Origin of the sequence: Hanstruepera flava, from assembly GCF_023634025.1 — a bacterium.
Taxonomy (GTDB): Bacteria; Bacteroidota; Bacteroidia; order Flavobacteriales; family Flavobacteriaceae; genus Hanstruepera; species Hanstruepera flava.
In genome coordinates, this window is the sequence record NZ_JALJCW010000002.1 from 424,882 (window position 1) to 437,208 (window position 12,327).

14 protein-coding genes are annotated in these 12,327 nt (G+C 33.1%); 5 read left to right on the forward strand and 9 right to left on the reverse strand.

The genetic code is table 11. From position 1 onward, the window contains the following. The 5 genes from MTX13_RS09530 (at nt 1) to MTX13_RS09550 (ending at nt 5,506) form a co-directional block, all read left to right on the forward strand. Nucleotides 1-453 (forward strand): hypothetical protein, encoded by a 453-nt coding sequence (locus MTX13_RS09530; RefSeq protein ID WP_250434396.1) that lies wholly within the window; start codon nt 1-3, stop codon nt 451-453. Nucleotides 454-505: 52 nt separating this feature from the next. Beyond that, a complete protein-coding gene (locus tag MTX13_RS09535; RefSeq protein ID WP_250434397.1) occupies nt 506-901 on the forward strand; it encodes a hypothetical protein in 396 nt (131 codons plus the stop codon). A gap of 166 nt (nt 902-1,067) precedes the next feature. Further along, nucleotides 1,068-1,919 carry a hypothetical protein gene (locus MTX13_RS09540; protein WP_250434398.1) on the forward strand — a complete coding sequence of 284 codons (852 nt, stop codon included), beginning with the start codon at nt 1,068-1,070 and terminating at the stop codon, nt 1,917-1,919. Nucleotides 1,920-2,007: 88 nt separating this feature from the next. Beyond that, nucleotides 2,008-4,005, forward strand: a complete 1,998-nt coding sequence (locus MTX13_RS09545; RefSeq protein ID WP_250434399.1) for a TonB-copper family protein — start codon at nt 2,008-2,010, stop codon at nt 4,003-4,005. Nucleotides 4,006-4,237: 232 nt separating this feature from the next. Beyond that, nucleotides 4,238-5,506, forward strand: coding sequence for an alginate export family protein (locus MTX13_RS09550; RefSeq protein WP_250434401.1), 1,269 nt, complete (start codon nt 4,238-4,240; stop codon nt 5,504-5,506). A 42-nt stretch (nt 5,507-5,548) separates the two neighbouring features. On the opposite strand, the gene MTX13_RS09555 is transcribed toward MTX13_RS09550, so the two are convergent. The 9 genes from MTX13_RS09555 to MTX13_RS09595 all read right to left on the reverse strand — a co-directional run bounded on the left by MTX13_RS09555 (nt 5,549) and on the right by MTX13_RS09595 (nt 12,325). Continuing rightward, nucleotides 5,549-6,016, reverse strand: a complete 468-nt coding sequence (locus tag MTX13_RS09555) for a hemerythrin domain-containing protein (RefSeq protein ID WP_250434402.1) — start codon at nt 6,014-6,016, stop codon at nt 5,549-5,551. Further along, nucleotides 6,000-7,157, reverse strand: a complete 1,158-nt coding sequence (locus MTX13_RS09560; protein WP_250434404.1) for a hypothetical protein — start codon at nt 7,155-7,157, stop codon at nt 6,000-6,002. Before MTX13_RS09560 ends, MTX13_RS09555 begins: the two co-directional genes overlap by 17 nt. A 140-nt stretch (nt 7,158-7,297) precedes the next feature. Next, on the reverse strand, nt 7,298-8,029 hold the full coding sequence (ric, locus tag MTX13_RS09565; RefSeq protein WP_250434406.1) for an iron-sulfur cluster repair di-iron protein: 732 nt from the start codon (nt 8,027-8,029) through the stop codon (nt 7,298-7,300). Nucleotides 8,030-8,076: 47 nt separating this feature from the next. Then, nucleotides 8,077-8,511: an RrF2 family transcriptional regulator gene (locus MTX13_RS09570; RefSeq protein WP_250434408.1), complete on the reverse strand. Its 435-nt coding sequence runs from the start codon at nt 8,509-8,511 to the stop codon at nt 8,077-8,079. 68 nt (nt 8,512-8,579) lie between these two features. Next, entirely contained in the window at nt 8,580-9,281 is a 702-nt protein-coding gene (locus MTX13_RS09575; protein WP_250434409.1) for a sulfite exporter TauE/SafE family protein, read from the reverse strand. Continuing rightward, nucleotides 9,282-9,728 carry a FixH family protein gene (locus tag MTX13_RS09580; RefSeq protein WP_250434410.1) on the reverse strand — a complete coding sequence of 149 codons (447 nt, stop codon included), beginning with the start codon at nt 9,726-9,728 and terminating at the stop codon, nt 9,282-9,284. It abuts the gene before it with no gap. Between the two features lie 10 nt (nt 9,729-9,738). Next, nucleotides 9,739-11,163 (reverse strand): cytochrome c oxidase accessory protein CcoG, encoded by a 1,425-nt coding sequence (gene ccoG / locus MTX13_RS09585; protein WP_250434411.1) that lies wholly within the window; start codon nt 11,161-11,163, stop codon nt 9,739-9,741. Between the two features lie 23 nt (nt 11,164-11,186). Beyond that, a complete protein-coding gene (locus tag MTX13_RS09590; protein WP_250434412.1) occupies nt 11,187-12,137 on the reverse strand; it encodes a cbb3-type cytochrome c oxidase N-terminal domain-containing protein in 951 nt (316 codons plus the stop codon). Next, the gene (locus tag MTX13_RS09595) at nt 12,134-12,325 is read right to left on the reverse strand and encodes a CcoQ/FixQ family Cbb3-type cytochrome c oxidase assembly chaperone (protein ID WP_103052714.1); all 192 of its coding nucleotides are present in this window, start codon (nt 12,323-12,325) and stop codon (nt 12,134-12,136) included. The genes MTX13_RS09590 and MTX13_RS09595 overlap by 4 nt, the downstream gene beginning before the upstream one ends. Between the last annotated feature and the right edge of the window lie 2 nt (nt 12,326-12,327).

Genomic DNA, 12,327 nt, shown 5'->3' on the forward strand with positions numbered 1-12,327 from the left:
ATGAAAGTTTATCATCTAATCTGGGTTGTACTAGTTCTTTCTAGTATAAGCTGTAAGAAAGACAAAAGGGAAGTGGATGAACCAATCAAAAAGGAGAAAACAATATCAATTGCAGATACTTTAAGTTTAGAACTTAATGCCGTTGACAAATGGTTGGTAAATAGTGAAACCCATGAAGGCGTGAATAAAATGGATTCAATTATTTCACAATTTGAAGCCAGAGGAATCATGAGTTATAAAGAATTGGGCGAGGCTCTTTCCAAACAGACCAGTTATATTATAAAAAACTGTACCATGACAGGCAAACCACATGATCAATTGCATGTGGTTCTGGTACCCATGTTAGATGAAATTTCAATATTACGTGAAACGGATAGTGAAACAGAATCGGCACATGCTTTGATTAATTTAACTGAACTTATCGAAGCGTATTATCAATATTTTAAATTGTAAAAAAGTGATGATTATCATATTTTAAACAAAAGCCATTAATTAAATTTGTGCCATGATTAAAAGTATAACCCATAAAATAACAGCGTATGTTTTAGTAGTTATTCTACTAGCACATAATATCAATACGCTGGTTATTGTGGGTGACTTTTTGGCCAACCAAGAATTTATAGCTAAAACCCTTTGTATTCAGAAAGATAACCAACAAGGGTGTAATGGTAAATGTCAACTAAAAAAGCAATTGGCGCAAAATGAAACAGGAACAGATGGTAAAGCACCAGTTCAAGAAAATAAGCGTCAGGTATTAGATGTGTTTTTTATTACAGACATTAATTCTGTTGATGCCCAATTTATTTCTTTCTATATAAACAAAAGCAAGGTGTTTTATCAAACACATATCATTTCTGAAACAACGCTTTCAGTTGACACACCTCCTCCAAACGTAGTTTAGTTTCTTTTATAAAAAACATGACGTTTTATGCTTTTCTAACCTGATAATAATGGTTGGACAAGGCTTTTATATTAAAATTTTTAAAAAACAAACCCAAAATTATGTATCAATGCTTGTAGCTATTTGTAAGCTACTGGCGATTGGTATGCTTTTAAAACAAATTAAAATGAAACTTAAATATATTTTACCTATCCTATTTTTAGCACTATTTACAGTTGCCTGTTCTTCAGATGATAATGATGATTATACTCCACCAACAAGTGAAGTTGATGGATTACAACTTATTCAAGAGCTATCTAACGATACACACACTATTGAATTATACAACGAATCTGGTATGTTCTATACAGGATACAATAACGTGAGTTTAAGAATTAAAGATAATTCTAACGGCCAATACGAAGAGGATGCGACCATAACATGGATGCCTATGATGCAAATGCCAACGATGCAACACTCATGCCCTAAAACCAATCCTATGAAAGCCAGTGGAAAGAATACTGTTTATGAAGGCACAATAGTTTATCAAATGACAAATACCGATGGTTCAGGCTGGTCTTTAATACTTGAATATACTATTGATGGTATGGACTATATGGTTTCTGAAACTATTACCGTAATGCAGAATGATGATCAAAATGTATCTAGTTTTATGGGCAGTGATGATAGTCGATATATTGTGGCTATGGTAGAACCTAAAGATCCAATAATTGGAATTAACGAATTAGTTGTTGGTGTTTATAAAATGGAAAATATGATGTCTTTTCCGGTTGTTGAAAACTATATGTTAACATTAGATCCTCGTATGCCTGGAATGGGTAACCATAGTTCTCCAAATAACACAAACTTGACATTTAATGCTGCTGATAATATGTATCATGCTAATTTATCATTAACCATGACAGGGTATTGGGTGTTGAATTTAAAACTAATGAATACAGAAGATGAGGTTTTAAAAGGTGAGGACGTTACCGATACTAACGAGCAAAGTAGCTTGTACCTAGAACTAGAATTTTAATTTTAAGCTAGGCCTCGATGCAAGGCATCGAGGCTTCTTCTAAATTGGTATTCATTCAATATTAAGAATGCCATCAAATACTGTAGACATGAAAAAACTCTTTATAGTTTGGAGTCTTATATATAGCACACTTTCATTTGGGCAAGAGGCCTTGCCTTCAATGGAAAAGGATACAACCCAATTGGATGAAGTTATATTAATATCACAACGAAAACTAAGTAATTATCGCCAAGAGAAAACATTATCTAGTATAGACGATTATTTAGAGAAATCTAATCGTGTTACCATGATAAAACGTGGGAATTATGCTTGGGAACCTACATTGAGTAATATGACCAGCGAGCGTTTAAATGTTACCATAGATGGGATGCAAATATTTGGCGCTTGTACCGACAAAATGGATCCTATTACCTCGTATGTCGATGTATCTAACCTAAAAAAAGTAACCATTGCTTCTGGGCAGGAAGGTACTGAAAATGGTCATTGTGTTGGTGGCGCTATAGATTTACAATTACCAGAATCTAAATATTATGATTTTGGTTTGAAATCGAGTGTAGATGTTGGTTATGAAACCAACGGAAATTACAGAACAGCAGGACTGGATATAGAGTATTCTGGGAATAAGTTTTATTTGAATGCTGACGGAATTTTCAGAAAATCTGACAATTATGATGCTGGAGGTAATCAAGAAGTTTTGTACTCGCAATTTCAGAAATATAATGTTTCATTACAAGGCGGTTATAAATTATCTGAGAACCATCAATTAGATGCTAATGTTATTTATGATAAGGCTACAGATGTCGGCTATCCAGCATTACCAATGGATGTGTCGCTTGCCGAAGCTTTAATTACATCGGTAACGCATAGCTTTGAAAATGATTCTACATTTATAAAATCTTGGGAGTCAAAACTTTACTTTAATACCATTACACATATTATGGATGATTCACAACGACCAGATGTGCCTATTCGTATGGATATGCCTGGATGGAGTGATACTTACGGATTTTACAGTAAGGTAAAAATGGAAGAAAATAAACATAGTTTGTTGTTCAATTTAAACGGATTCTACAACCGTTCATTAGCCGAAATGACCATGTATCCCAATGATTCGAATCAGCCATTAATGTTTATGTACACATGGCCAGATATTAGAACTCTATATTCGGGTATTTATGCTAAAGATGCCTACGCTATTTCAGAGAATGCTATTGTTTCGGCTAACTTGAGATTGGGTATTCAAAATAACACTATTGGCAATGAAGTTGGTTTGGAAAGTTTGCAAATTTTTTATCCGAATTTAACCGACTCAAAGAATAGATTTTTAATGGGTTTTGCCGCAGATTATCTTTATAAAAAATCTAATTATGATGTTTCATTTGGAGTTGGTTATGGCGAGCGTGCACCTTCAGTAAGTGAAGGGTATGGATTTTTCTTATTTAACAGTTTTGATAATTTTGATTATATAGGGAATCCATACTTATCCAATGAAAAATCGTTTCAGGCCAATATTAAAGCCAATTACCGTATTAATGATTTTAAGATTGGTATAGAAAGCTCATACTTCTATATTATGGATTATATTATAGGAGAGATCGATCCGACCTTAAGTGCCATGACCATTGGTGCTTCAGGTGTAAAGGTTTATACAGGTTTAGATCATGCATCTATTTTTGATGTGTATTTAAACACGTCATATAATTTTACCGAAAAGTTCTCGGTAAATGGAACAGTTGGGTATAATTACGGACAAGGTAGTAATAGCGAACCATTACCAATAATCAAACCATTTTCTTATGTAGCCGAAGTGGCTTATGCAACATCAAGATTCAATGCTGCCTTACAGTTGGAGGGTAATGCAAACCAAAGTCGTTTTAGTAGTTTTTATGGGGAAGACGAAACGCCAGCTTATGGTGTTTTAAATCTTAATTTAGGTAATGTTGTACATTTAAAAAGCAATAAGTTGGTATTTAAATATGGCATTGAAAACATACTGGATAGTTTCTATTCAACCTATGCCGACTGGAACAACATACCAAGACAAGGCCGAAATTTCTATGTTAATGCTTCGTTTGTAATTAGATAGGTTTTACTTTTCAATTCTAAAAGAGTTTAATAAAAATTGAATGCTATTAATAATTACCTTTGTTTCCATTTTTTTATTTTCGAATTAGTTTTTGTAGTTTAAATTTTTCAAATATGATATAAGTCATGTTTATGTGCGGACTTATAATGTACTTTTGAATAGTTTAAATAGGATATATTTATCCTATTTAATAATAGCTAACACGATAACAAGTTTCAAAAATCTTTATGCAATGAAGTATCAAAATTTTACCCTTTATATAATTCTATTATTTATAAGTCATAATCTTTATAGTCAAACCTTTGAATCGTCTGCAGAATTAAGACCTAGATTTGAGTATAGGCATGGTTTTAAAACTTTAGCTGTTGATTCGCTTAACGCTGCCACTTTTGTTTCGCAACGTACACGTTTGAATTTTCGTTATGGGAGTGAAAAATTGAATGCTTATGTAGCAATACAGAATGTAAGAGTTTGGGGAGATGTTGCAACAATGGCACTTTCTGATAGGAATGGTACAACTGTTCACGAGGCTTGGGCAGAAGCTATTTTAAGTCCAAAACTGTCAGTTAAATTAGGTCGCCAAGAAATTAATTATGACGATCAACGAATTTTTGGTAGTGTTGACTGGGCACAACAAGCACGAAGCCACGATGCCATGGTAACTACATTTAATCCTAATGAAAAGCATCAGTTAGATTTAGGTTTGGCCTTAAGTGCAGAAAGCGAATCGTTATTTGAATTGGATTATGATGTTGCCAACTACAAAAACTTTCAATATTTATGGTATCATGGTGTTTTTGGTGATGTTGGATTAAGTTTTCTGTTCTTGAATGGTGGATTTGCTTTTGACAATAATGGTAATCAAGAGGTTGATTATAATCAAACAATAGGTTCACGTGCAACATTTGCCAAAAGCAAATTTAAAGCAGATGTTTCTTTGTATTTCCAAACTGGAAAAATTATGCAAACAGATTTAAGTGCTTACAATGTGGCTGCAAACCTTCATTATGGATTTGCTAAAAATTTTAGTGCTAGTCTTGGAGCAGAAATTTTATCAGGAACCGATATGGATGCAACAGACAATACGCTTCGCTCGTTTAATCCATGGTTTGGTACAAACCATAAATTTAATGGTTTGATGGATTATTTCTACGTGGGTAATCATATTAATTCGGTTGGTTTGGTTGACCTTTATGCAACTTTTGCCTTTAAAAAAGACAAACTTATGGCAAAACTTATTCCTCATTTCTTTTCTTCGGCTGCCAATGTGGTTGACAATACTGGAAAAGTTATGGACAATGCTCTAGGAACAGAAATAGATTTTGTGTTTGGGTATAGCTATTCCAATAACATAAACTTACAACTAGGTTATTCTCAAATGTTTGCAACAGAGACTATGGAAGTGCTAAAGGGTGGCGATAAAGATTTAACAAACAATTGGGCTTGGGTCATGATTACTTTTAAGCCCAAACTACTTAATTATAACTTTGCAAAAGAGTAATAATGATTAAAGGAATTAATAGTAATTCGATTTAAAGTTTTATCATTTCCAGAATTCATCGGTTAAATTGTCGTGAAACGGTTCAGATTGATGAAGAGATTCAATTTCAAGCATTTGAGATTCTGTAGCCGTTTGTTGAATTTCGGGAAATAGTACACGCTCTTCAAAACGAATGTGTTTTTCCAATAGTATTTCAATAGCAGAAAGGGTTTGGGTGTCTTTTGCAGATTCTGTAAAGAGCATTTGCAGTTCTCGATGTTGTTCAATAGCTTCTATAACGAGTTTGTTACTGTTGTTTAGAATTGTAAATATATGTTTTTCTTCAACCCTAAAATGCGGAATTAAGTGTGTTTTGTAGAACCAAGTAGCATAGGTCCAAATGCGTTCTGTAGCAATATGGTTTTTAAATCCTGTTTTAATTTTCCAGCATAACAATAGTCCATGGTGATGCTCTCTACTTAATGGTTGTAAGGCCTTATGGCGTTTTAAGGGTTTATTTGGAGATTTCATACGTTTCTTTACTTATGGTAATAGTAATAGCGGCAATGCCTATAGGTAATAATATACTGAATAGAAATAACATTAAGTAATATTGGTCGATTAAACCTTTTCCTTGATAAAAACAATACCCTTGAAGCGCTATTATGAATTCTGTTAATAAAAATCCGCCTAAAAAAGCATAAACACCTATAGTTAAAAATTTGGATGCCTTTAACTTGAGGTTTTGAAAAATAAAAGCAAATAAAAATCCTGATATAACGCCTAGCATGTTTAAATGAATAAACCCGATCACAAAATTCCGATGTTCGTATACTACTTGTGCAAATTCAGGGAAAAGGGATGCGAGTTGAAAAATGTTTTTTAATACCAAGCAGAAAACAACAAATAGCAATAGGTATCGAACAAGGTTATTTTGTTTTTTTAAAAAGCCGACTAATTTCTGTTTAATAAGCTTAAAGAACAGAACTAATGTTATGATTTGTAATATTACACCAAGACTATTTATCCATATTAAACTATTGTGAGGAATGAACCATTGAATGGGCAACGCTAATGTTAAAACAGTTGAAGAAATTAATAGGTAAAAAAAGTATTTAAATACTTGAGAATATTCAATATTTAAAAGGAAAAAGAGAATGGTAATTACGCCAATAAAAAACCAACCATTAAATTGAAAATGTAAAAAGAACTGAATGGCAATTTGATAAAATGCACTGGTTTGACCAAGCGTAGCAACAGCCGGACCCAAGCACCAAACCCCTAAAGTAGAAATTAACATAAATAGAAGAGAAGCTCTTACCAATAGTTTGGTTACTCTAGAATTCGTTTTAAGATGCTTCCAGATTACATAAACAAAATAATAACTGCACAGGATATGAAGTGTTGAAAAACTAATGGATATTGCTGCATAACCTTGAAAGGGGAAACTTATCATCATTCCAATTACAGCTAGCTCTGTAACCCAAAACAAACGGCTGTAAATGGGTTTTTTATCTGGAATAAGATAATGTACATAATAGGTGTAAAGCATTAAATATACCCAACCTAACATAGCGACATGGGAATGGGCGTGCGTTAAAAAACGATAGTTAAAAGATACATTGTTAACGAAAGAATATCTTAATAGCAAACCCATTAGGGCTGCAATCAAGAAATTAATTAAACAAACAAAAGTAAGCTTTTTGTGCATTGATAAATTAAAAAAAATGAAAATACACATTTAAAAAAATTCCAGAAAGCCTTTGAGGACAACTTTCTGGAATTTTAACCAAACAAATAATTATTACATTATTAACCAAACAACTGTTCTAACTTTATGGCTTGTGGAAACAGTATATTATTTTCTAAATGAATATGTAAATGCAAATCTTTCTCAAATTCTTCAAGCATCGCAAATGTTACGCGATAAGTATTGCAGGCATCACTTGGGGGATTGTAATTGTCTGTTAAATCAGCAATTTGTCTAAAACGCTCTCCTTCATTGTCATGTTCATGTTTCATCATGGCAATAGGGTTTTCAACCATACCAAAGTGTGGTCTTTCAATAGATCCATTTGTTAATTGTGCTTGAACCATTTTTTTAATAAAAGGGAATAGAACAAGTTCTTCTTTTTTCATGTGGGCAGCCAAATCTCCAGCAGAACCTGTAAACAATTCATTAATTTTAAATAATTCTGGATGACGCTCACCATGAACACGACACAATTTATCTAAAAACTGTTTTAATACAGGAATTTTTTCTTCCACGTAACGGTGATGCTTTTTCTCAATGTAATCTATCAATAAATCCAATGGCCAAGATTTGTAATCTATGACTTCGTTTCCTTTATTATTTAAAACAGAATTAAGCTCATCTAGTAGTAGGTTACTGTCCACGCCTTTTTTTTGGCACGCTTCATCTATAGTTCTACCACCATTACAGCAAAAATCTATTTTGTATTTAGAGAATACGGCAGCTGTTCTGTAATCTTCAGCTACATAGTCTCCAATTTGTTTTTGGGTGTTTTTTTCTAATGTTTCCATATTGTTTTTATTTAAGATAAAATTATCCTATTTAATATTAATTTTTTTTAGACTTTTAAAAATGATGTACCAGATTTAATATCAAGGGCTAGTTCTTCCAAAGTGGTGTTTTCTAACATATACTGTAAGTTGTTACGAATACTTTTAAACTTATCATGAACAGGACAAGGATGATTTTCATCACATTTTTCCAAACCTAATCCACATCCTCTATAAATTTTATCACCATCGATGGCATTTACTATTTGAGCTAGTTTTATCTTGGATAAATTGTTTTTGTCAATTTCAAAGCCGCCATAAGCACCTTTAACAGAGTTAATGACATTGTGTTTTGCCAAAGCCTGTAGGATTTTTGCTGTAAAAGCTTGGGGAGAGTTAATTTCTTCTGCTATTTCCTTGGGTGTAACGCGCTTTCCTTCAGATGAGCTAAAGGCTATAAAAATAGATGCTTTAATACCGTATTCGCAAGCTTTTGAAAACATACTTTAATTATATGACACAAATTTAAGCCAAAAAATTAAATCGGACAAATTTATCTTAAATAAAATAATTAATGACAGTCTATAAGGCCATTTGCGGTTTCAATAACTGGAGCAGGAGAGAGGTAAGGTATGCCCAAACCTAATCCTCTAATTATAAATAATAGTCCAATAAGGATTACGAAAAGAGGTATTACTTTTTGAACACGTTGTTTAATGGTTGCATTTAAAAATTTACCCAAATAAATGGCAGTAGTCATTAATGGTATGGTTCCTAATCCAAAAAGCACCATATACAAAGCACCATGTGAAGCATTTTGCATAGCTACGGAAGCAAATACAGCCATATAAACCAATCCACAAGGCAAAAAACCATTTAAAAAACCAATAGTTAAAAAGGTGTCTGCTGTTTTTCTTTTTAAAGCGTTACCTAACCCTGACTTTACTTTGGAAATGACTTTGTAAATAGGTTTGGATAAATTGTATTTGTTGAATGTATTTACCGGAATCAATACCACTAAAATCATCAAAACACCAATAGCTATTGAAAGTTGTTGTTGTAAGCCAAATATATATAGACTTTTACCCACCAAACCAAAAAAAAGTCCAATAAAGCTATATGCTATAATGCGACCAATATGATATGTAGTAATTTGTGATATTTTCTTAATAGAATTACTTCGGTCAACAGGTAACATAAAGGCAATTGGACCACACATGCCGACACAGTGAAAGCTGCCCAATAAACCTAATATGATTGCTGACCATAGCATTTAATACACAATTTCTTTTTTGTAGAGATATGATTTTCCATTATATTGCCAATCAACTTTAATGTTCCAACGACCATCCAATAAACGCTTGTCAGGTATGAGCAAATTGTGGCTTGACAATGAAATGTCCCTTTCAAAGTCAAATTGTTTATTAGATGGTCTGTATAGGAACACTTTTCCTGTTATACCATTAACATCAAGGGATTGCGGAAATACTATAATTATGCCGTCTTCGGTTTTTTTCCAATTAATATTTTCTGCTAAAGCTTTAGCATTTTTTTCTTTATCAATATCATTTTGGAATTCCAGTTCTTGTTTGTAGTAGTCTTCAGTTACTAAATCATGATCCAATTCCTTATTGGTATTCATATTGATAACAAAATACATGATAAATGAAATGAATCCCACAAAAGCAATTACAATACCAGTTCCCCAATTAAATTTCATAATAGTTTTTTTAATTATAACTTCTTGGACCTAAAAAGTTTACCGTTGTAGTTTCTATTAACTCGTTACCACTGTAAACTTCAATCATAAGTTTGTTTTTGTCTCCTGTTAATTCTTTTTTATCTATTTCAATAAACAAAGTACCTTCAGATAGGCCTTCCTTAGGTATCACAATATTATTGGTGTTGGACACAACCTTTATTTCGCCGTTAAACTTGCGTAATTTAAAGTGAACACTGTCAATTTCATGAACTGTTTTATTTACCAATTTATAAGTAAACACATTACTAATAATATCACCTTCTTTGTGTTCATAAAGCTGGCCTGGTAATCGTAGTACACGAGCTTCAACATCATTTCTAATAAGCAACATACCAATTAAAACACCTATTAAAATAACCAGAACAGCTATATAACCTTTCATCCTAGCGGTTAGCTTAAACTTTTCTTTTGTTTCTATTTCGTGCTCGCTGGCGTAACGTATCAAGCCTTTAGGCAGATTAATGCTTTCCATTATATGATCGCATTCGTCAATACAAGCCGTACAGTTTACACATTCCAATTGTGTACCATTTCTAATATCTATTCCAGTAGGGCATACATGAACACATTGTAAGCAATCAATACAATCGCCATGTCCCAAAGCCTCGCGATCTTCATTTTTTCTAAACTTTTTACGACCATTTTCACCTTCACCGCGTTTATAATCGTAGGCTACAACAATTGATTTTGTATCCAACAGCACACCTTGTAAGCGTCCGTATGGACAAGCAATTATGCAAACCTGCTCTCTAAACCAGGCGAAAACAAAATAAAAAACAGCCGTAAATATGATTAATGGGAATAAGGTTCCCATATGCTCTGTTGGACCATCAGTTATATATTTAAGAAGCTTATCGCTACCAATTAAATATGCTAAAAAGATATTGGCTATTAAAAATGAAATGACCAAAAAGATAAACCACTTTAGCAAACGTTTTCTAATTTTTTCAGCATCCCACTTTTGTCTATCTAATTTGCGTTGTTTGTTTCTATCACCATCAATCCAATATTCAATGCGTCTAAAAACCATTTCCATAAAAATGGTTTGTGGGCAAATCCAACCACAGAATATTCTACCAAATCCAACAGTAAAAAGCGTAATAAACACCACGCCAATTATCATGGAGATAACAAATAGATGAAAATCTTGTGGCCAGAATGGAAATCCAAAAATATTAAATCGACGTTCCAACACATTGAACATCAAGAATTGGTTGCCATTAATTTTGATAAAAGGCGCAGCAAATAGAAAAGCCAATAGTATGTAACTGACTATTTTTCGTTTGTCATAATACTTGCCACTGGGTTTTTTTGGGTAAACCCAGGCGCGTTTTCCTTCTTCATCAATGGTACCTATCGAATCTCTAAACGATTCGTTTTCTGGAGCTTCCACGGCTATATATTTTCTAAATTACATTAATTTTCTATGGTTATAATAGAATCTGTTTTCACTTCCATGGCTTCTGTTGGAATGTCCTCAGCAGGCGCATTTTCATCTACCCATATCTCGCCTTCTGAATCTTTAGGTTTAGCCGGTGTTGTACCTTGGAATTGTAGCACATAACTAGATACTTGGGCTATTTCAGACGGTTTTAAACTTTGTTTCCAGGCAATCATACCCTTACCATTTCTGCCACCTTCAGATACGGTTTGGAAGACATTTTTAATGCCGCCTCCTAAAATCCAATATTCATCAGTAAGGTTAGGGCCAATACCACCTCCTCCATCAGCCATATGACAAGCTACACAGTTTTCTTCAAAAATGGCTTGACCGGCTTTTAAATCTGCAGCATCAGTTAAAACAGTTACCGTATTAATATCTACTAAATCTTTTGCTGTTTTTTTGTATTCTTCTATTTCAATTTTGGCTTGGGCATATTCTGCTTCAAGCTCCTGATATTGATTCTCTCCGTTAAAAATGTGGAATCTTACTAAATAGACGGCAGCAAAAATAATAGTTGCATAAAACCCGTATAACCACCATGGCGGAAGGCTATTGTCTAGCTCTCTAATGCCATCGTAATTATGGTCTAATATAATTTCGTGCTCCTCTTCAACAGGTTTTTGACCTAAAAGTTTTTTATAGGTTTCTTGAATCCAAACAATAAATCTTGGAGTTTCAGATTGTTGCGCATCATAACGTGCTTTAGCTTCAGCATCTAAACTTTGATATAATATATTATCCATTGAACTTACGATGGCTTCTACTGCAATGAGTATTATTAAAACCAAGACTAAAAAAAGCAAGATTACTGGCTGTTCCATGAATGCAGGTTGGTCTCCCGATTCAATAAAATATTCTACGAGTCCGAAGATTATAAAAAATACTAACGGGACTCTTATCCATGAAGGAATTAATTGTCTCATAGTTCTGTCTGGTTTTGGTTATCGTTATCTAAAGGTATGTTACTTACGGTTTTGATATAGTCCTTTTTAGCTGTTAAAACCCACCAAAATAAGACTACAAAAAATATGAAAAAGATAAGCAGCGAGATAATAGGATATATTTCTATACCTGCAATGCTATCCATATGATTCTTTACAAATTTTAGCATAA

Bases quoted from the DNA above. Each gene is read 5' to 3' on its own strand.
- MTX13_RS09530 (WP_250434396.1), top strand. From the start codon at position 1: ATGAAAGTTTATCATCTAATCTGGGTTGTACTAGTTCTTTCTAGTATA.
- MTX13_RS09535 (WP_250434397.1), top strand. From the start codon at position 506: ATGATTAAAAGTATAACCCATAAAATAACAGCGTATGTTTTAGTAGTT.
- MTX13_RS09540 (WP_250434398.1), top strand. From the start codon at position 1,068: ATGAAACTTAAATATATTTTACCTATCCTATTTTTAGCACTATTTACA.
- MTX13_RS09545 (WP_250434399.1), top strand. From the start codon at position 2,008: ATGAAAAAACTCTTTATAGTTTGGAGTCTTATATATAGCACACTTTCA.
- MTX13_RS09550 (WP_250434401.1), top strand. From the start codon at position 4,238: ATGAAGTATCAAAATTTTACCCTTTATATAATTCTATTATTTATAAGT.
- MTX13_RS09555 (WP_250434402.1), bottom strand. From the start codon at position 6,016: ATGAAATCTCCAAATAAACCCTTAAAACGCCATAAGGCCTTACAACCA.
- ric (WP_250434406.1), bottom strand. From the start codon at position 8,029: ATGGAAACATTAGAAAAAAACACCCAAAAACAAATTGGAGACTATGTA.
- MTX13_RS09570 (WP_250434408.1), bottom strand. From the start codon at position 8,511: ATGTTTTCAAAAGCTTGCGAATACGGTATTAAAGCATCTATTTTTATA.
- MTX13_RS09575 (WP_250434409.1), bottom strand. From the start codon at position 9,281: ATGCTATGGTCAGCAATCATATTAGGTTTATTGGGCAGCTTTCACTGT.
- MTX13_RS09580 (WP_250434410.1), bottom strand. From the start codon at position 9,728: ATGAAATTTAATTGGGGAACTGGTATTGTAATTGCTTTTGTGGGATTC.
- MTX13_RS09590 (WP_250434412.1), bottom strand. From the start codon at position 12,137: ATGAGACAATTAATTCCTTCATGGATAAGAGTCCCGTTAGTATTTTTT.
- MTX13_RS09595 (WP_103052714.1), bottom strand. From the start codon at position 12,325: ATGCTAAAATTTGTAAAGAATCATATGGATAGCATTGCAGGTATAGAA.